18 protein-coding genes and 1 pseudogene are annotated in these 18,681 nt (G+C 34.1%); 10 read left to right on the forward strand and 9 right to left on the reverse strand.

Annotation, left to right across the window (positions count from 1 at the left end; translation table 11 throughout):
* Positions 1 to 29 precede the first annotated feature (29 nt).
* The 6 genes from OC457_RS06520 to OC457_RS06545 all read left to right on the forward strand — a co-directional run bounded on the left by OC457_RS06520 (position 30) and on the right by OC457_RS06545 (position 6,889).
* Positions 30 to 1,010: a response regulator gene (locus OC457_RS06520; protein ID WP_080174769.1), complete on the forward strand. Its 981-nt coding sequence runs from the start codon at positions 30 to 32 to the stop codon at positions 1,008 to 1,010.
* Positions 1,007 to 2,032, forward strand: coding sequence for a GGDEF domain-containing protein (locus OC457_RS06525; RefSeq protein ID WP_080174729.1), 1,026 nt, complete (start codon positions 1,007 to 1,009; stop codon positions 2,030 to 2,032). The genes OC457_RS06520 and OC457_RS06525 overlap by 4 nt, the downstream gene beginning before the upstream one ends.
* A gap of 100 nt (positions 2,033 to 2,132) precedes the next feature.
* Entirely contained in the window at positions 2,133 to 2,870 is a 738-nt protein-coding gene (locus OC457_RS06530) for a tRNA-uridine aminocarboxypropyltransferase (RefSeq protein ID WP_080174730.1), read from the forward strand.
* A 154-nt stretch (positions 2,871 to 3,024) separates the two neighbouring features.
* Positions 3,025 to 3,936 (forward strand): N-acetylglucosamine kinase, encoded by a 912-nt coding sequence (gene nagK / locus OC457_RS06535; RefSeq protein WP_080174731.1) that lies wholly within the window; start codon positions 3,025 to 3,027, stop codon positions 3,934 to 3,936.
* Between the two features lie 138 nt (positions 3,937 to 4,074).
* A complete protein-coding gene (locus tag OC457_RS06540; RefSeq protein ID WP_080174732.1) occupies positions 4,075 to 5,355 on the forward strand; it encodes a DEAD/DEAH box helicase in 1,281 nt (426 codons plus the stop codon).
* A 211-nt stretch (positions 5,356 to 5,566) separates the two neighbouring features.
* Positions 5,567 to 6,889: a GGDEF domain-containing protein gene (locus OC457_RS06545; protein ID WP_080174770.1), complete on the forward strand. Its 1,323-nt coding sequence runs from the start codon at positions 5,567 to 5,569 to the stop codon at positions 6,887 to 6,889.
* Positions 6,890 to 6,976: 87 nt separating this feature from the next.
* On the opposite strand, the gene OC457_RS06550 is transcribed toward OC457_RS06545, so the two are convergent.
* On the reverse strand, positions 6,977 to 8,395 hold the full coding sequence (locus OC457_RS06550) for a basic amino acid/polyamine antiporter (RefSeq protein ID WP_080174733.1): 1,419 nt from the start codon (positions 8,393 to 8,395) through the stop codon (positions 6,977 to 6,979).
* Between the two features lie 200 nt (positions 8,396 to 8,595).
* Entirely contained in the window at positions 8,596 to 9,066 is a 471-nt protein-coding gene (locus OC457_RS06555) for a SulA-like leucine-rich domain-containing protein (protein WP_235866940.1), read from the reverse strand.
* 591 nt (positions 9,067 to 9,657) lie between these two features.
* Here OC457_RS06555 and OC457_RS06560 point away from each other — a divergent pair.
* Positions 9,658 to 10,008 carry a hypothetical protein gene (locus tag OC457_RS06560; protein ID WP_080174734.1) on the forward strand — a complete coding sequence of 117 codons (351 nt, stop codon included), beginning with the start codon at positions 9,658 to 9,660 and terminating at the stop codon, positions 10,006 to 10,008.
* A 129-nt stretch (positions 10,009 to 10,137) separates the two neighbouring features.
* Here the strand turns inward: OC457_RS06560 and OC457_RS06565 are convergent, their stop codons facing one another.
* The 4 genes and pseudogenes from OC457_RS06565 to OC457_RS06575 all read right to left on the reverse strand — a co-directional run bounded on the left by OC457_RS06565 (position 10,138) and on the right by OC457_RS06575 (position 12,249).
* Positions 10,138 to 10,710: a DUF2913 family protein gene (locus OC457_RS06565; protein ID WP_080174735.1), complete on the reverse strand. Its 573-nt coding sequence runs from the start codon at positions 10,708 to 10,710 to the stop codon at positions 10,138 to 10,140.
* A 227-nt stretch (positions 10,711 to 10,937) separates the two neighbouring features.
* Positions 10,938 to 11,126: an aminotransferase class V-fold PLP-dependent enzyme gene (locus OC457_RS06570; RefSeq protein ID WP_370737965.1), complete on the reverse strand. Its 189-nt coding sequence runs from the start codon at positions 11,124 to 11,126 to the stop codon at positions 10,938 to 10,940.
* A 3-nt stretch (positions 11,127 to 11,129) separates the two neighbouring features.
* Positions 11,130 to 11,293 (reverse strand): annotated as a pseudogene (locus OC457_RS20905) (aminotransferase class V-fold PLP-dependent enzyme); the annotation flags it as partial.
* A gap of 494 nt (positions 11,294 to 11,787) precedes the next feature.
* The gene (locus OC457_RS06575; protein WP_159447853.1) at positions 11,788 to 12,249 is read right to left on the reverse strand and encodes a helix-turn-helix domain-containing protein; all 462 of its coding nucleotides are present in this window, start codon (positions 12,247 to 12,249) and stop codon (positions 11,788 to 11,790) included.
* 1,083 nt (positions 12,250 to 13,332) lie between these two features.
* On the opposite strand from OC457_RS06575, the gene OC457_RS06580 reads away from it, so the two are divergent.
* Both OC457_RS06580 and OC457_RS06585 read left to right on the forward strand, forming a co-directional pair.
* The gene (locus OC457_RS06580) at positions 13,333 to 15,042 is read left to right on the forward strand and encodes a L,D-transpeptidase family protein (RefSeq protein WP_080174737.1); all 1,710 of its coding nucleotides are present in this window, start codon (positions 13,333 to 13,335) and stop codon (positions 15,040 to 15,042) included.
* A gap of 318 nt (positions 15,043 to 15,360) precedes the next feature.
* Complete coding sequence (locus OC457_RS06585; protein WP_080174738.1) at positions 15,361 to 15,729, forward strand: hypothetical protein; 369 nt, start codon at positions 15,361 to 15,363, stop codon at positions 15,727 to 15,729.
* A gap of 119 nt (positions 15,730 to 15,848) precedes the next feature.
* On the opposite strand, the gene OC457_RS06590 is transcribed toward OC457_RS06585, so the two are convergent.
* Both OC457_RS06590 and OC457_RS20860 read right to left on the reverse strand, forming a co-directional pair.
* On the reverse strand, positions 15,849 to 16,151 hold the full coding sequence (locus tag OC457_RS06590) for an antibiotic biosynthesis monooxygenase family protein (RefSeq protein ID WP_080174739.1): 303 nt from the start codon (positions 16,149 to 16,151) through the stop codon (positions 15,849 to 15,851).
* 156 nt (positions 16,152 to 16,307) lie between these two features.
* On the reverse strand, positions 16,308 to 16,988 hold the full coding sequence (locus OC457_RS20860) for a pilus assembly FimT family protein (protein ID WP_080174740.1): 681 nt from the start codon (positions 16,986 to 16,988) through the stop codon (positions 16,308 to 16,310).
* A 265-nt stretch (positions 16,989 to 17,253) separates the two neighbouring features.
* Here OC457_RS20860 and OC457_RS06600 point away from each other — a divergent pair, with 265 nt between their 5' ends.
* A complete protein-coding gene (locus OC457_RS06600; protein WP_080174741.1) occupies positions 17,254 to 17,487 on the forward strand; it encodes a hypothetical protein in 234 nt (77 codons plus the stop codon).
* Between the two features lie 194 nt (positions 17,488 to 17,681).
* Here OC457_RS06600 and OC457_RS06605 read toward each other — a convergent pair whose 3' ends face one another.
* Entirely contained in the window at positions 17,682 to 18,626 is a 945-nt protein-coding gene (locus tag OC457_RS06605; protein ID WP_080174742.1) for a DMT family transporter, read from the reverse strand.
* Positions 18,627 to 18,681 lie beyond the last annotated feature (55 nt).

Genomic DNA, 18,681 nt, shown 5'->3' on the forward strand with positions numbered 1-18,681 from the left:
TAAAGTTTGGCGGGTAAGTGATTAATCTGATGTTCAACAATATAAATATTCTCATTTGTGACGATTCAGTATTAGTTCATAAATCAATTACGCGGCTATTACAATCATGCAGTAATGCAACTTTTTTCTATGCTGAGAATGGAAAAAAAGGGTTAGATTGCCTAAAAAATAATGATATTGATATTATGTTTTTAGACTTAACGATGCCTATTATGGATGGTTTTAGTGTCATGGCGTCTTTACCTGTGCGTGAATATAATACGACGATTATTATATTATCTGCGGATGTTCAATTAGCGGCAGTGGAAAGAAGTTTAGCATTAGGCGCTGATCATTTTTTATCTAAACCCTTTGATCATGATGAATTAATAGAACTCTCTCAACGTCTAGGGTTAATTTTTGATCGTACCCAATTGCCACAATTAAATAGTCATTTAGACAATGATTCTATTGAATGCATTCGTGAATTAGCCAATATTGCATTAGGACGAGGCGCTGCAATTATTTCTGATCATCTTGGTGATTTTATTAAAATGCCATTACCTAATGTGGCTTTTATGAATAGCAGTGACCTATCAATGGCGATTGCGGATATTCGTAACGATCATGAACTTATTGCCATTACCCAACGTTTTGTAGGTGGTGGTATCCATGGTGAAGCCTTGGTTGAGTTACATGGTAAAGATATTAATTTATTTGGTGAAAAACTGGGTTTTAGCCAGACGGATGAATATAAGAATGAAGTGGTTATCGATATTGCCAATTTAATGGTTTCTTCTTTTTTAGTTGCATTATCTGAACAAATTTCTATTCTATTTTCTGTGCGACAGCCCATTGTATTAGAAGAATATATGAACTTACATCATACTCATTGTCATAAGCAGACTTTTTTTTCAATTGAATATACCTATAAAGCAGAAAATTTAGATGTTGAGTGTGAGGTTTTATTTATTATGGATAGCCATTCTTTAGCAATTATTAATAATAAAATGATGGGATCATTACATTGAACGAAATATCTTTAGCTGATTTCCATTTAACAATGCAAGTATTAGATAATCTTGATGTTGGTGTTGTTATATTAGATGAAAATTATAATGTTTGTGCGTGGAATACTTTTATGCAGGCATATAGTGGTATTTCTAGTGTTAAAATTATAGGTGAGTCACTATTTGATATTGTCCCTGATTTACCCCATTCATGGTTACAAAGTAAAATACAATCGACGTTTAAATTGAGAATGCGATCATTTTCAGCATGGGAAGATCGACCATGGGTCTTCCGTTTTTTGAATTTTTGTCCTGTTTCGGGCAGTTCAGATATTATGTTTCAAAATATGACGTTAACACCACTACGTTCTCTTTCTGGTGAATATACGCATATTTGTTTAACAATTACCGATGTTACTGATATTGCTAAAAATAAAAATCATCTTCGTGATTCTAATAAACAACTGACATATTTAAGTATTACTGATCGCTTAACTCAGCTTTACAATCGTGGCCATTGGGAAAGTTGTTTAGCAGATGCATTTGAACACTGCCATCAAACTCAAATACCAGCGACATTGATCATGTTTGACATTGACCATTTTAAACGTGTGAATGATACCTATGGTCATGTTGCTGGTGATGGAGTCATTAAAGTGATTGCTGATATATTACGACGTACTAAACGTCAGACTGATATTGCAGGGCGATATGGCGGTGAAGAATTTGGTATTATTCTGCCTGGTACTTCTGCTGAGTTAGCTGGATATTTTACCGAAAGATTGCGTAATCGTATCGAACAAGAAACGATATTTGATGATCAGCGAGGTACGATTAACGTAACAATCAGTTTAGGAATAAGTGAATGGAATTCGACCTTAACAGATTATAAATCGTGGTTAGAAAAATCAGATCTAGCGTTATATGAATCAAAGAAAAGAGGTCGAAATACGACAACTATTATTACTCATGATGATTGTTACAGCGATAGCAAAGGAGAGTTTATTTTATTGGATAATGATCAACATCTGCCTGCAAAATAGCCAATAGTGAAGAGCGAATCCTCGAATAATGATAATGACTGTATGTTTAGTAGGGGTTTCGGTAAGATGCTCGCGTTTTTCCTGTTTTAGGTCAGTCGCTATGCGCATTCATGCTATACATACTCTTTATGAAGAACGCCTTGCACGTTCAACCCGCCCATTTCTTGCTCGTGGATCTAAGGTCCAACGTTGTCGTCAGTGTATGTTGCGTACGCATTTGTGTATTTGTAAACATCGCCCATTAGCGACATCAAACGCAGCTTTTTTACTGGTTATGTTTGATGATGAGATTCTAAAGCCAAGTAATACTGGGCGTTTAATTGCCGACATATTTGAAGATACCTTTGCTTATATTTGGTCTCGTACAGAGCCTAATTTAGAAATGTTGGCATTATTAGATGATCCTCAATGGCAACCCTATATTGTTTTTCCTGCTGAATATGCACCAGAACGAGAAGTAACCACCGTTACACTTGAAGATGGAAAGCGCCCATTATTTGTTATGTTAGATGGTAGTTGGGCTGAAGCGAAAAAGATGTTCAGAAAGAGTCCATATCTTGATCGATTCCCATTATTATCAATTAATCCTGATAAGCCTTCTCGATATAAAATGCGTGAAGCGTCAAAGGAAAACCAATTAGGCACCGCTGAAGTTGCGGCGCGTATTATTGATTTGTTTGGCGAGCATTATAATGCTGAATTATTAGATTTATGGTTTGATGTTTTCCGCGAAAATTACATTGCGGGTAAAATGAATCGTACATTACCTGAACAATCATCGTTATCAATATTAGAAGCATTTATGTCAGTAGATGATAATAGGCAGCCAAAGATGTGATGTTAGTTGAATAATATTAGACATCATTTAAATAATAACTGATGAATTGAGTTATAGATCACAGTCGGTTTTGGCGTAAATGTGGATAATTTTCATTATATTTAAAGAGTTATGAACTCACGGTGTTGTTTAACATTATTTGTAGGAGAATAGGATGTACTACGGCTTTGATGTAGGCGGAACCAAAATTGAATTTGGTGCATTTAATGAAAAACTAGAACGTGTAGCAACAGAGCGTGTACCGACACCGAGTAGCGATTACGATGCGCTTATTGATACTATTGTTTCTATTATTACAGCCGCTGATGTTAAATTTGGTTGTGAAGGGGCTGTAGGTATAGGTATTCCAGGTATTGAAGATGCACGTGATGGCACGGTACTAACATCAAATATACCTGCTGCTAAGGGTCACACGCTACGTAAAGATTTAGAAGCTAAACTGGGGCGTAGCGTCAGTTTAGATAATGATGCAAACTGTTTTGCTCTTTCTGAAGCATGGGATGATGAGCATAAAGATGCTCCATCCGTATTGGGGCTTATTTTAGGCACTGGCTTTGGTGGGGGAATGATATTTAATGGTAAGGTTTTTGCTGGCTTAAACCATGTTGGCGGTGAGTTAGGGCATATGCGCTTACCGTTGGATGCATGGTTATATATGGGTGAAAAAGCACCATTATTTGATTGTGGTTGTGGTCAAAAAGGCTGTATGGATAATTATTTATCAGGCCGTGGCTTTGAACAAATCTATGCGCATTATTATGGTGAAAAACTAAAAGCAATTGAAATAATTGAACGTAATGCTGCGGGCGATAAAAAAGCACAGCAGCATGTTGATCGTTTTATGGAAGTGTTAGCAATGTGTTTTGCTAATTTATTCACAGGTATTGATCCTCACGTTGTTGTATTAGGTGGTGGTTTATCTAATTTTGAATTAATTTATGATGAATTGCCTAAGCGTCTGCCTAAGTACTTATTGTCTGTATCACAAGCCCCTAAAATTGTGAAAGCAAAACATGGTGATGCTGGTGGTGTTCGTGGCGCTGCGTTCTTAAATATTAAGCAGTAACCATGATATAAATAACGAATATTTATTTCGTAACAAAAAGCACTTCATGACGAAGTGCTTTTTTTTTGTGTTAGAATTTGCCCTTGTTTTCTTATGCCGATCTATTGGTATAAGCGTATTTATTGCTAGGAATACATTATGTCGTTTGAAACGCTCGGCCTTCACCCTAAATTATTGCAAGTTGTGACAGAGTTAGGTTACGAACAACCAACAGATGTTCAACAACAAGCAATCCCATTAGCATTAGCTGGGGATGATGTTATGGCAGGGGCTCAAACGGGAACTGGGAAAACGGCAGCATTTGCGTTCCCTATCTTGCAACGATTAATGACACTACCATCACGGGATGAAATAGGAACTGAAGAAGTAAAGCCTCAACAAAGTGCTAAAATTCGAGCATTAGTGATCACACCGACTCGCGAATTAGCGCAGCAAGTTTATGATAGCTTTATTGCATATGGTAAATACAGCGGTTTGAAAGTGGCTGTCGCTTATGGCGGTACTAGTATGAATGTTCAAATTAAAGCATTAAGAGCTGGGGTTGATATTCTTATAGCAACACCAGGACGTTTACTTGATCATGTTTTTGTTGGCAATGTATCACTTGCTAATGTAGAAACCTTTGTGCTTGATGAAGCGGATCGTATGCTTGATATGGGTTTCATTGTTGATATTAACCGCATCATGAAACGTATGCCAGCAGAGCGTCAGACTTTATTCTTTTCAGCGACATTTTCAAAGCAAGTTAAGAAATTAGCATTTAGTATTTTAACTAATCCTAAAATGGTAGAAGTAACGCCTGAGAATATTGCTGCTGATACGGTTCAGCAAATGGTGTATCCCGTTGATAAAAAGCGTAAGTCTGAATTATTGGCTTATTTAATTGGTTCGCGTAATTGGCAGCAGGTGTTAGTTTTTACTAAAACAAAACAGGGTTCAGATCAATTAGCGAAGAATTTAGGCTTAGATGGTATTAAAGCCGTTTCTATTAATGGTGATAAAAGCCAAGGTGCACGTCAACGTGCACTTGATGATTTTAAAGCAGGCAAAGTACGAGTGCTGGTTGCTACAGATGTTGCTGCGCGAGGCTTGGATATTCAGCAACTAGAGTATGTGGTTAATTTTGATTTACCGTTTAATGCTGAAGATTATGTACACCGAATTGGACGTACAGGTCGAGCTGGTAATATTGGTAATGCAATTACTCTAATGAGTCTTGATGAAGAGTGGGCGTTAAAAGCGATTGAAGAATTATTAAATACACGGTTACCACAACAATGGCTTGAAGGTTACGAGCCTGATCCTAGTTTAATTGAAACAGTATCTGTTCATCGTGGAGCTTCAGCAGAAAAACGTCGTGCGAAAGCTAAAAATAAAATTCATCAAAATAGAGGCAAGAACACTCAACGCCGTCGATAAATAAATGTTACTTTTAACTCAAATTTTTATTAAACGTCACTGACAAAGTGGCGTTTTTTTTGATTATGCAACAAGGTTTTATTTGTTTTGATTGTAGGTGTAAATTATTAACAATATTAGTTGTTTAAGCTAAATTTGTCTGTTAATTTGTCGGTAATAAAAGTTATTTTTTACTGTTTACTTATGAGCGATAATGTTTTTCGAGGTATTCATGACGGGGTTGAATAAATGGCTTCGAGCAATTATTTTATTTTTAGTCTGTTTTACTATTGTTACATACGGATGGTTTGTTCTTGGTGGTGCTAATAAAGAATATATAGTGACGCCTAAGAATAGTAATTATGAAATTATTGATGATTCAGGACAAGATGGGGCGACCACGGCAAAGTTAGATATTCGTCATCGCAGTGTATTGTTAGAATGTGAAATTGTGAATAAATCAAAGTGGCCATTTTGTGAAATAGCAATCGCATTAACTGATGCTATTGATTCAGGAATTGATTTAAGTTCTTATCATTCTGTTGGATTGGATATTGATTATACGAGCCCACTTGAAGGAGAAAGGGTGCGTGTTTATTTACGTAACTTTGATCCTAGCTATGCTAATAGTAATGATCCATTATCATTAAAATTTAATGCAATTGAATATTCGCCCGGTATTAATAAGGGATTGCAAATATTCCCATTACGCTCATTCCAAGTTTTATCTTGGTGGATTGCAGAGAATAATATTCCTGTAAATAAAGCGAATCGACAATTTGATAATATTTCAATTATTGAAATTGCAACAGGAAGTTATGTTAAAGAAGCACATTATGCGATTAAGTTAAATAGTCTAGTATTCTATGGCAAGTGGATAACAGAATCAGCCTTAGTTAAATTGTTATTATTATTGTGGGTGGCTACTGCTGTTATTATTATTTTAATTGAACGGTTTGTTCTGAATAAAAAAATCAAGATCTCAGAAGAACATCAACAGCATTTACGAAATGCGAATAAATTACTTTATAATAAAAGTGTGAAGTTTGAATATTTAGCATGTACTGATCCACTAACTCGTATTCGAAATCGACATACAGTAACTGATTGGCTAGAAGAAATAATTATTCAGACGAGATTGAATGATATTCCTTTTTCAGTAATCTTTATTGATCTTGATTATTTTAAGTCAGTCAACGATACCCATGGTCATGGTTTTGGTGATGATGTTTTAATTAAGTTTGCAGCTACTATTGAGACATTAATACGTAGAACTGATGTATTTGTTCGTTGGGGAGGAGAAGAGTTTGTTATTTTCTGTCCTGATACAACAATGAAAAATGCAGTTGAAATAGCTGAGCGTATTAGAGAAACAATCATGTTTAAAGATTGGGAATTTGATAAAGATTTTCACCTAACATGTAGTCTAGGAGTGGCAGAGTTAGTCGATGAAAAGAGTGACGAGCTGATTAAGCGCGCAGATTGGGCATTGCTAAAAGCTAAAAAAATGGGTCGTAATAGAACTGAGATAAGTTGGGAACATAATCTAAAATAATATCATAATAAAAAGCCGTGGTTTATATGCTCAATTTTTAATTGAAAACATGTAAATACACGGCTTTTTACGATTAGAATAAAGAGCTTAGCTCTCTAGTACAATATGTCCAGTTGTTACCATATAAACAGCAAAAATAGCCAAAATAATCAACAAAATAACAAAAATGCGTTCTTTACCTACAAAATAAGGCTGATTTAGTTCTCTTCTTGCTTTCATAAAGAAAAATAGACCAGGTAGGTACAGCAACGAGGCTAATAATAAGTGACTTAAACCTGACGCATAAAGTAACCAAATACCATAAATCGTAGCGCCTAAGCCAATAAATAATAACATCCCTCGATTTTTATTCTTAATTGCTAGTTTAAGGGTATACGCAGCAACAAGGAAATAAGGGACTAAGATCATTTCAGAGGCGATAATTAATAAAGAATTATAGGTACCACCAGCATATATCACTGCAAACAATGAAATTTGAATACATATGATAGTAAGATTAAGTGCTTTAATTGATGTACCTGCACTGTTTTCTTTAGCATAGGCTTTTGGAAACATCTTATTTTGTGCTGCAAGTAATGGTGCTTCTGTTGCTAATACTGTCCAACTTAAGAATGCACCGCTGACTGAAACTAATAAACCACAACCAATAATAATTGAGCCCCATGGACCAATTACATGCTCTAATACCATCGCCATTGATGGATTTTGGAATTTTGCGAGTTCAGGAGTAGAAATAACACCCATAGAAAGTAGGGTAACAAATACATAAATAACAAGAGCGGTCAGTAAGCCGAGAATTGTTGCTCGACCAATATCACGGCGATTGCGTGCACGTGAAGATACGATCACAGCCCCTTCAACGCCAATAAATACCCACACAGTAATAAGCATCGTGCTTTTAACTTGGCTAAGTAGATCATGCTGAGCACCAAAATGCAGCCCAGTGAAGTCAAAAGTAAATGTATGCCATTTAAATGCAATCAAAGTGACGAAAATAAAGAGTACTAACGGAATAAGTTTAGCAATAGTTGTTATTGTGTTAATTGTTGCTGCGGTTTGAACGCCACGTCTTACTGAGGCATATACAAGCCATAATAAGATAGATGCACCAACAATTGATTGCCAAGTGTTACCCATACCAAAAATAATATGGTCAGGTTTGTCAAAGAACATACCTAGCGTACTAAATACAATAACTAAGTAAGAAACGTTAGCGAGCATAGCACTAAGCCAATAACCCCATGCTGAACAAAATCCAACAAAGTCACCAAAACCAGCTTGTGCATAACCAAAGACACCGCTATTAATATTTGGTTTTAATAATGATAAAATTTGAAAAGACATTGCAAGGAATATCATGCCAACACCTGTAATGGCCCAGCCAATTATGACGGCAGCAGGACTTGCAACAGCAGCCATGTTTTGTGGCAAACTGAATACTCCCGCACCTATCATTGAGCCGATTACAAATGCAGTTAATGCACCAAATCCGAGCTTATTATCCATTCTGAAACCTAGTATTTAAATTTGAATTTCCTTGATTATATGGATTTTCATTATGCGTAAAAGCTATTTCTACTATTTTTAATAATTAATTAAATACAACTTTAAATAAAAATACTTTTTTTGTTTGTATCTCATTATTAAATTTATGTAATAACAATATTATTGCAACTTATAAATAACATTGTAGATTATAAATTGACTTAATGGAATGTTAATTGTGCTTTAACATTTTGATTTAGCACAAAAGCGAGTGTTTTGCTCTGTTCTGCTGCCATTGTAATTATTGAGGTATTGAACATCTCAATTTCACCAGAAACAATCACGGCAGAACAATTCCCCATTTCTAATGCTTTTGCCATTAGCAAATGTTTACTTTGGTTTTTCATGTTTTTCAGTAAAAGTACTTTATTAATATCAATACCAGCATTGATTAATAAGCGTTTATCTAATAATGCATCTTGGCCGATAAACATTATCCAGCGATTTTCTTGATTAGCTTGTTTAAGTAAATGTAAGAAATAGGCCAATTGTGCTTGTTGTTGTTCGCTGTAGCTTACTTCTATCGGAATAACCCTTGGCGGAGATTGATAATGATCTGTATGAGAACGCAATGTTGCTTTGTAAGCGTCAGAAGCTGTAATAGATTCTTGATTATGCATTAGTGGTTTCATGGTGCCATCTCCGACAGTGGTTATATATACATGCTGTATGTACATACAGTAGTTTTATTATGGTTTGGATGCAAGCGTTATTTATGGGGTGTGTCTATTTTTAATGGATCTTTTTTTTGAGGTGCTATCAGGAGTAATGATTATAACTTATTGTTTTTATTGTGTTGTTTTTTATTCGTTACCGTTTTTAAGTTATATTTTTAGATGCTAATAGAAATAATATAAATCTTCATATACATCTACATTACAAATGTATGAGTGTTATCACGTAAATATATACAGTAGTTTGGCTAAGTGTCGGAGTCTTGTTGAGTCAAAAAAGAAAGAATATTGATAGTATTATTAATGAAAGATCGTGTGGGGGGGATATGATTGATAAGCAGTATAAACAATGGAAGGAGATAGAATAAGAATCGTAAATATGAAATCTCTCTTGATGATACTTACTGTATTATCAAAAGTATTACATTAAGCAATGATATTAGTTTTATCTATTAGTGATTTTTTGAAAAATAATAATTATGTTTTAGCGATCATAGTATTATCTTTAAGTCGATATAATAAAAAAAATAATTAAATAAAGGCAATATAATGTTAAATAATCCAATGATTTCATTAATGGTAAATTTTATTGATTTACAATCAGAACAAAATATTCTACCTATAAGAAAGTATATTACAGGTGATAGTTTATCTTATTTACCAAAAGTTGGTGATATTTTAGCCGTGGAAATTGATATTGATAGCCAACTAGCCGTCTCTTTATCTATTAATGATTTACGATTCTTCAAAAATACTCATGAACAAGCGCAAGTGCCAGCTAAGTGCTATGTTGTAAAACAAATAGCAACAAAATTGATGGTCAATGATGCATGTGATAATGTTGATTATTTATTAGAAGAAATATCTTTTGTTGCTGCAAGAGAAATGCTAGTTAAATAAAGAATAAGGTTATGATCAAGAAGGGCTGATACTTTTTAAAGAGTGATCAATTTGAGATATTTATTAACCAATGAGTAAATTTTTATAACTTACTCATTGGTATTGTTATAACACAATAACGTGATATGACTATAGCCTAAACAGCTCAACGCGAAGGTGACTCTCATCTTCATATGCAATAACAGATTGAAAATAACCACTTTGGTCAATAGCTGCTGAAAATAAATCTTTATATTCACTACTGCCAATGAATAAAAGTTGCGTTGATTTGATCATCAGTCCATCACTATCAAAACTAGACGTTAAATCTTCATCAACGACACAGACTAATACTTTACCAAAGCGCGCATTAAGATTGATATTATGTGCGAGTGAATATTGTACTTGTGTATGTAATTGAGCTTCAACGCTTTCAATAAGGTCAACAAAACGATAAAGGTCTGTTGAACTGGTTTGTAGAATTCGCTCACGATCATTATTAAGTATTGATGCTAAACATACACCAGATTTTCTACCGCGCAATAACCAATTTTTAATCGATTTTTTAACTGTACGATATCCATCATTCTTGATGATTTTCTTTAGATACTGAACAAGTAGGTTATTTTGCTCAGTTTGTGTCAGCCGTTTATCAAGCTTTTTAAATTCTAGATGTAGTAAGGCATTAGTACTAATATCGAGTAATTGTTGAGACTTGTTCATTGGTGTACCGAGTTGGAGCGGGTTTGATAATAATATCATATTATTACTGATGTAAGATAATAGATAAATACGTTAATTATAAATTATAGAAATTTGCGCAATCATTTGTATATTTATAGTGATATTACGCCGATTAGTTCGAATAAGCATGCTTTGTTTTTGTAAAAACGCATGACGATATTTAATTTGTTTTAGGTTATCCCTTTAATACTCGATAAAAAATGCTTTTAGTTGGAGGTTAAGTAACAATTGAGCCCATCAAATAAAGTATCAATTTCATTGTAGGTATTGTAATGCATACAGCCGATACGAATTACGCCACCATATTTCATTAGATTTAATTGTTCACATAAACCTTGTGCGTGAAAATGACCATGCCAAATACAGATATTTTGTTTTCCTAACGCGGTAGCAATATCTGCTGAGGGCGCGTTAACAAATTTTTGGGCAGCATGGCGCGCGGTTGTCATCAACGCCACTGTTTCTGTACTAGAAAAAAAGCACCGCCTAAATTTGAATTAAAATGTCCTAAATAGTGGCTCATCGCATCTAAAACTGATTGAGGTACTTGTGAACCGCCCGGCCGATTGCATGTATAGGTATAACTAAAGGCATACTATTAGTCGATATAAAATAAATAATATAATGAAATAGTTAAGATTAGTAAGTTACCAGGTTTTGTGTGGGGATATGATATATATTTGGTCAGAGACAACGCTGGTTGTACTTTGCCGTTGTGGTTTATTTATTCGTAAAGTGATTGGTTGGGCAACGTCATTGATATTGTTCTGTTTGAAAAATAGCAATGTTGAAATATTCCAACCTTGCTGCAGGCTATCCAGTTGACCACTTCAAGTATGTTTTTTTTCGAACAGTGTCATAGTTTCTCTTTTTAGCCAGAAAAACTATGACAAAAATGGGTTGTAACTAAAATGTATTGTTAACTAGATACTTATGCTTTAATAGTACCAAAAGTATATTTAAATTCCTATGTTATATCTCTTTGATTAAACTTTATTTCGGTACTAAATATTTGTACCATTTCAAGTTATATGACTAGAGATCTTGAGAATGACTTCAATGTGAAGTATTTTTACAATCTATTTGAGTCTGGATTGATTGTTTTAGGTGTTTTGAGTGACCTATAACCCAACTAAATCCCCATTGTTTTAGTAAATTATAAATCATAGAACTTTGATAAGTAATTTGATATTCATCATAAATAAAAGTTTGGATATCTTTTGCTCGTAATCGTTGTCCTTGGGATTTAATCGCATTTTCAGTAATAAATACTTGTATTTTATGGCATTGTTCATTATTTAAACGAGATGGTCGCCCTGAACGGTTCTTTTCCTTTAAGCCTTCAAATCCATAATTTAAATATTGTGTAATCCATTTATTGACACTTGTTCGGCTGACTTTTAAATAGCGAGCTATTTGATAACGACTTTTACCATCTATAAAATAGTAAACAGCAAGAAGACGTAGTCGCATTCTTGCATTGGTCGTTTTTTGTAGTTTCGTTGAAAGGTCATCCATTTTCATCCCTCTTCAATCTAATATTTATAAAGTTATTGAATCACATTTATTTTGTGCATTAGTTTCTGACTTTTGCTATCGAGAATTTGGTCGATAAATACAAGTAGTTAAAGGTAGAACGCGTAAAATCTAAAATGAATTTCCATACCATAAATATGCATAAAAACAAGAAGTAATAAATTTAATAAATGTATTTCAGGCTTATTATTTGTGGTGGGATAACATCAAGAGATAAAAAGCCACTACAAAAAACATCTAGTACACTTACAGTGTGCATAATCATTATCTAATCTCCTAATCTTTCAATATTAGGAGAGGTGTCTACTACATCTTCAATAGCACTAATGTCGATATTTTTAACTTAACCTTTAATAATATTATGAGATATTAATTTCATTTTCTATGAGCCTTGTATTCCTGTGAGGAATACAAGCTTACATAAGAATGCTAGTTCATAGCAATAAAATATATATTTTTTTTCTATTAAATAGGGGGAAATAACGATTGTGAGTGTTTTTTGTTCTTTATTTAGAATTTAATCCTGTATTTTAGCCCATTAAATTAATTTTAAAACGATTAATGGTTACTGTTTGACAATTCAAGCTGTTTGTGGTTTGTTGTCTTGATAGGTTAAGATATTTCTAGCATTCATTTTATATTATATTATGGTGATTATGTGAAGCAGTCGAATTCTGTCTGGTTGGGCGAGTGGAAACATAGCTTATCCATCATTTTCTATCCAAGAACATAGCTGATACTTAAATTACCATTTTTGCTATTCCCATAATAAATATCCTCGAGAAGGATAGGCTATTAACCATTAGTGGGCTACAAAATGACCATTTCACTAGCGTCTTTTAGGCTAAAACACGCGATTAATAGTTCGTCCTCGCTTTCGAGATGTGAATAATAACCAGTGTAATAAACTTTTTCTCGTAATATTGACACCCGATCTTCTGCATCTATCTCTTTTTAATATAAATTACGCCAACTCATCATTCTTGAAATCTTTGTCACTTTTAATGGTGAATGATTTTAATGCCAAAAAAGCATATTATTACTTTTTTAGTTAAGGTCCGTTGAATGAAATTTAATCGAAAAAAGATAACCTCATTGATTCGTTCGGTAATAACCGTTTCGACATTATTAACCTGTGGATCAGCTTTAGCTGCTGATAGCGTGACGAGCAATACGCTGGATTGGCATGTTTTAGATGGTGTTACGGTTAATAGTGCTACATCTTTGTGTTCGTTTTCAACGGTGAAAGTGTGCAACGGTAGCATTTTAAATACGTTGTATGCTAAAAATAACTTCATGCCATATTGGTTAAACCCAGTGCTTGTCAATGCGATTATGCCGCAATTACAAGCGTTGGCAGATTCCAAAACACTCCCTGGTATGACGCAACGTCTAAAAGAGTTGAAGCAACTACAAGCATTGCCAGATGAGCGTGGGTTTGATCTATTGTTGACAGATTCTTACTTGGTTTATGTCGATTATGTACATCAATTAATGCTAGATCCTCGACCACTATATAATTCTCATCCTGTAGAATTGACGCCCTTGACATTGAAGATGGCGCAGAGTTATTTCCCATTGACGGCTCAAAAGATCAATTCTCTTATTCCTTCTTCGCAGTTTGTTTCGACAATGGGGGTGATCAACCATTTATTAAGTTTACCCGCCAATCCACTTGATTCAAGTAATGTTCATTTTGATAAGGTTGTTTACCGAGGGGACACTATCCCTTATGGGCTTAAAATGGCAACAGTACTTTGGAATTTGGGTTATTTGACTCAGCCTCAGTATCAACAAATTACTGCTCAAGCGACGATTACCAATACCGGTGTAATGAATCAAGCGATTAAAACCTTTGAAGGTAATTATGGTTTGAAGATGGACGGTATTATAGGTCCTAACGTTGTGAGCCAATTGATACGTCCTTATTCAAGTTTAGCGCGTATTACTGCATTGAATTTACAGCGTGAACGTTTTGCACAATTAAAGGGAAATGGACCACAAATTATTGTGAACATTCCTGATTTCAAAATGACGCTATACGATAATCAACAGCCAGTATTTGAATCGAATATTATCGATGGAATGCCAAAACGCCCAACCAATTTGTTCCAGTCATACATTAATACGGTTGTGATTAATCCTTATTGGTATGTACCTGAAACGATAAAAGTTAAGAATATTATTCCAGCGGCTAAGGCTAATCCTAATTTTCTAAAAAATAGCCGAATTGATGTGATTAATAGCTGGAGTGATCGATCTGTTGTACCACCTAGTTCAATTGATTGGGCAACGGTGAACCCTCTGACATTTACACACGAATTCCGTCAAGATACTGGTCCTGAAAACGCCTTAGGTCGCGTAGCATTCTTGATGCCTGACTCATTTTCGGTGTATATGCATGATGAATCTCAATCTGAGTATCCATTGTTTAAACATCATCATCGAGATTTTAGTTCTGGTTGTATGCGTGTTCAAAAACCACGTCAGATGGCAACAATGATTTTGTCTTATCAAAATATGCCAACTTTACCTTCTGTTGACGATATGATTAATACCAATAAGCACCGTGAGATAGGGTTGAATACGCCAGTGAACCTTGATGTGGCTTATTTAACAGCTTGGGTAACACCGACTGGGCAGTTAGAGATGCGTCATGATATTTACGGTTATGATAGCCCTCGCTCTAAACCCATCCAGAATCAATTTATTTCAATTCCAAACTACCGTACGCATCAACGTATTAAATTGGCATTAAATGGTCAAACTAGCTAATTTAACTGTTTGAATGTATTTGAGTTAGGTTATGAAAATACCAAATCAAGCGTATGAAAACGGCTAAGTATAATTTACTTAGCCTCATTAAATAAGCTACGTATTTTAAAGCAATACATCGCCATAATAATGATATGGAAATTAAATAGAACAGAGAGGGCTATCTTACGTTTATCGATGTTCTTCCTTTATATTTTGCATGGTTTTGTGATGTCTATCGAGAACAAACTATAAACAGTATCTGATTTAGATTGTTTTTTATATTGTTAAAAATGAATTTAGGGCAGGTATATTTAATACAATAAAAGGAGAGGATATATGGATATTATTACCGCTTTAAAAAATATTGAAGCATTAGCAAATGGCGTGAATCCTATTACTGGCGAAATATTGGCTGAATGTTCCCCTTATAATGATCCTGAAGTCATTCGTTCATTATTCACAATTATGACCTGCGTTAAAGTGCCTCAAAAGAGGAAAATATCAATTGATAATAAGCGAAAATTAAATATTACGAAGGGGCTACCTAAAAATGCAGGGTTATCTTGGAGCAATGATGAAAGAGATGAACTCATTGCTGCTTTTAATAATGGAGCTTTAATTAATGAATTAGCTGAGATGCATGGTCGATCAAAAGGTGCAATTTCATCTGAATTAAAGAAACAAGGATTGATCGAGGATATTTGAAACAGTATTTAAAAAGATGATACTTATTATCTATCTTAAGTTATTTAATATAATAAAAAGCCCTTAATGAATAAACTGACTATGCGTTTATACATTAAGGACGTTATGTCATTTATGGCTCAAAGGCAGCTTTTAAAACCTTCAAAGTTCGGAGCTCCTAAATAGATCTCTTTATTACCACGAGCGTTAGTGTGGGCTTTACGGAATGCTTCTGATTGTGTCCAATCTTCAAATGCTTGACGAGAATTCCAGACCGAATGAGAAGCAAATAAGGTATATTCATCATTAGATGCTCCCTGCAGTAAATTAAATGACTGAAAACCAGGGACTGTATCGAGATAAGTTTCACGGTTTTTCCAGATATCGATAAATTCTTGTTCAGAGCCTAAACGGATTTTGAAACGGTTCATTGCAATGTACATACGATGTCCTTTGTGATTTTTACGGCAGTTATAATTATTATTATCATATCAATGGTCAAATTGACCACTGATAAAAATACAATATGTTTTTACTAAAAAAGTAATGACTTATTCTTACTATCACTACTTGGTTTTTAGTTTGTAACTGTCATAAAATTAGCAGCCTTTTGAAACGATAGAAATTTCAGGTCCGTCTGTGCCGAAATTCTTATCAATTTGTGTTCCTGATTCTTTTCCATTGTTATCGTTAGGTTTGCGACAAAAACCAATATACTGATCAGCACCTACCCATGAGAGTAAATAACAGAGTGTTTTTTTGATTAATCCTAAGTCATGGCTATTACTATTATGGTTTGATGAAGAGTCGGGTTGAGCTTCTGCCGCAGTGCTTAAATCAGTATATAGAACAAAACATTGGGTATTAAAAGCTTCAGTCGCTGACATTTTATTAATAGGGTATTGAGAGAACATCATCAAACCAGTTACAGATTTATGTAAGCCACCTAAAATCTTTATTGATGGCACAATTGGATGCCATTCATTTGCATCAGTTATAACTTGAACGATGCCATCTGTTGTTGCTGTAGGATAGCCTTGAGCCATTCTTACATCATTGCCTGCAATTTTAATTATTGCAGAAGTATTATCTTTACCAGCAAGAATTGCTTTTGTGTGCGCTAATTTTGCCGAAGTTTGAAGAGTCGATGCTAGTTGCGCTAAGTTTGCTTTACGGGCGTCAGAGCTAATTCCCATAAATTTTGGTGCTGCTACGACAGCTAAAATACCGAGAATCACGATAACAATAACTAACTCTATTAGTGTAAATCCTTTATTCATTTTTTGCTCATAAAGATAATAGCAATTACTTTTAAGAATACTATCAGAAATGAAAAATACCCAATTATAGAGGAGGTTATTATGTTTGGTGTTTTAACGTTCTGTTATGTGATCTATGCCTAAGTAGTGAATTCTTATGAGGTATAGTATCTTGTTAACGCAAGAAGAATTGCAATAATTATCATTATATTCATATGGTTATGTTTTCTTTTTCTTGTTTTTATTTTAATGGTGATGTTAATAAACGTGTGATTTGGAGAGAAAAATGAAAGCTGTTTTTTCTGGAAAAGATTGTAATAAAGAGTGCTCTACATACTGGTTTGATGTATCAATCAATGTTACAGGTGAAACTGATGGTTTAGTTCTCGGTGTTGTCGAAAGTCCGAATGATAATATCTGCATTGTAGACAGCGAATCACATTGTATCAAAGGAATGTGGTTTGCACCTTACGTAACAAATTTACCTGATTATGTATCTAATACAGAAAGATCAATGTAGTCGTTCTCACACATTTTTAATGGCATTTTATTGGGTGGTCTAATGGGCTGCCCTTTTTGTTTTTTTATAAAAGTTTAATAATGAAAAGCCACAGATAATAAGAGTTTTATTTTTGATATTTAATAAGTAATAAAGATATGCATCGACTTATTATCGATACATATCTCACTCTAAATTTTTAAGCTAGCAACGTATTAATTAGATTGTTTGATGAGCTTATTTTTAGTTAATAAATGCGGTAATAATTGCATAGTTGCAACAGAGCCAACTATGACGATAATACCAATTATTGACAGTGAAGTCAGATGGGCTGCTTTTATAATGTTTGGCCACCATCCCATAAGGACAACAAATGCTGTTGATATAAAGCTGATCACTGGCGCAACGGCAACAACAGCACTGACTTGAGCCGCAGGCCAAAAAACTAATGCTTTTGCTAATGCACTATAAGCAATTAAGGTATTGAATGCGCAAAATAAAGCAATACTCCAATCAAAAGTCGTTAAGGTGGCGAATCGAGTAAAATCAGTTAGTGGCGTTAAGAGCACCATGCCAATACCAAAGACACATAGTAGAACATTTGACGTGGATATCTTAGCCATTAATGATTTTTGTAAAAGGGTATAACATGCCCAAGATAATGCTGAAAACTCAATAATTCCAACGCCAATTAATACTTTACTGCCTGTATTTATATGTCCACTAATATGAGGATGGAAGAAAAGAATGATACCAACAGCTAATGTAAATAAACAAGATAGTTGAATTGCTGTTAAGCGTTCTTTAAAAAATAATAAGCTACCAAAAGCAAGAAAAAAGGGAGCAACTTGGAAATTTAGCTGAGCTTCTCCTGGTGATAAATATTTTAGCGCTAACACAAAAGTAACATAGTTCAGCGTTAAAAAAATGCCAGCGAATAAAAGTTTAAACATCTCCTTTATAGTTATGTTTCTAAATTGTTGTAAATTATTGGATGTTAGTTGAATTATAAAAATAACAATAAAAGCGATAAAAAAACGAAACCAACTCAATGATGTTGCATCAATGAATTTTTCTGAAAGTTTGAGCGCAATAGGCAATATTCCCCAAAATAGAAGTGTAATGCTGCTGTAAAGTAAGCCAAGCTTATTATTTGTCATAGTGATTGTTCTTTATGTAAGGATATAAATCGCAAGCAATATAAGTGAAGCATTT

The sequence above is a fragment of the Photobacterium toruni genome (assembly GCF_024529955.1).
Classification (GTDB): domain Bacteria; phylum Pseudomonadota; class Gammaproteobacteria; order Enterobacterales; family Vibrionaceae; genus Photobacterium; species Photobacterium toruni.

Excerpts from the sequence above, each read along its gene's own strand:
- OC457_RS06520 (WP_080174769.1), top strand. The coding sequence starts at position 30 with ATGTTCAACAATATAAATATTCTCATTTGTGACGATTCAGTATTAGTT.
- OC457_RS06530 (WP_080174730.1), top strand. The coding sequence starts at position 2,133 with ATGCGCATTCATGCTATACATACTCTTTATGAAGAACGCCTTGCACGT.
- nagK (WP_080174731.1), top strand. The coding sequence starts at position 3,025 with ATGTACTACGGCTTTGATGTAGGCGGAACCAAAATTGAATTTGGTGCA.
- OC457_RS06540 (WP_080174732.1), top strand. The coding sequence starts at position 4,075 with ATGTCGTTTGAAACGCTCGGCCTTCACCCTAAATTATTGCAAGTTGTG.
- OC457_RS06545 (WP_080174770.1), top strand. The coding sequence starts at position 5,567 with ATGACGGGGTTGAATAAATGGCTTCGAGCAATTATTTTATTTTTAGTC.
- OC457_RS06550 (WP_080174733.1), bottom strand. The coding sequence starts at position 8,395 with ATGGATAATAAGCTCGGATTTGGTGCATTAACTGCATTTGTAATCGGC.
- OC457_RS06555 (WP_235866940.1), bottom strand. The coding sequence starts at position 9,066 with ATGAAACCACTAATGCATAATCAAGAATCTATTACAGCTTCTGACGCT.
- OC457_RS06560 (WP_080174734.1), top strand. The coding sequence starts at position 9,658 with ATGTTAAATAATCCAATGATTTCATTAATGGTAAATTTTATTGATTTA.
- OC457_RS06565 (WP_080174735.1), bottom strand. The coding sequence starts at position 10,710 with ATGAACAAGTCTCAACAATTACTCGATATTAGTACTAATGCCTTACTA.
- OC457_RS06575 (WP_159447853.1), bottom strand. The coding sequence starts at position 12,249 with ATGGATGACCTTTCAACGAAACTACAAAAAACGACCAATGCAAGAATG.
- OC457_RS06580 (WP_080174737.1), top strand. The coding sequence starts at position 13,333 with ATGAAATTTAATCGAAAAAAGATAACCTCATTGATTCGTTCGGTAATA.
- OC457_RS06585 (WP_080174738.1), top strand. The coding sequence starts at position 15,361 with ATGGATATTATTACCGCTTTAAAAAATATTGAAGCATTAGCAAATGGC.
- OC457_RS06590 (WP_080174739.1), bottom strand. The coding sequence starts at position 16,151 with ATGTACATTGCAATGAACCGTTTCAAAATCCGTTTAGGCTCTGAACAA.
- OC457_RS20860 (WP_080174740.1), bottom strand. The coding sequence starts at position 16,988 with ATGAATAAAGGATTTACACTAATAGAGTTAGTTATTGTTATCGTGATT.
- OC457_RS06600 (WP_080174741.1), top strand. The coding sequence starts at position 17,254 with ATGAAAGCTGTTTTTTCTGGAAAAGATTGTAATAAAGAGTGCTCTACA.
- OC457_RS06605 (WP_080174742.1), bottom strand. The coding sequence starts at position 18,626 with ATGACAAATAATAAGCTTGGCTTACTTTACAGCAGCATTACACTTCTA.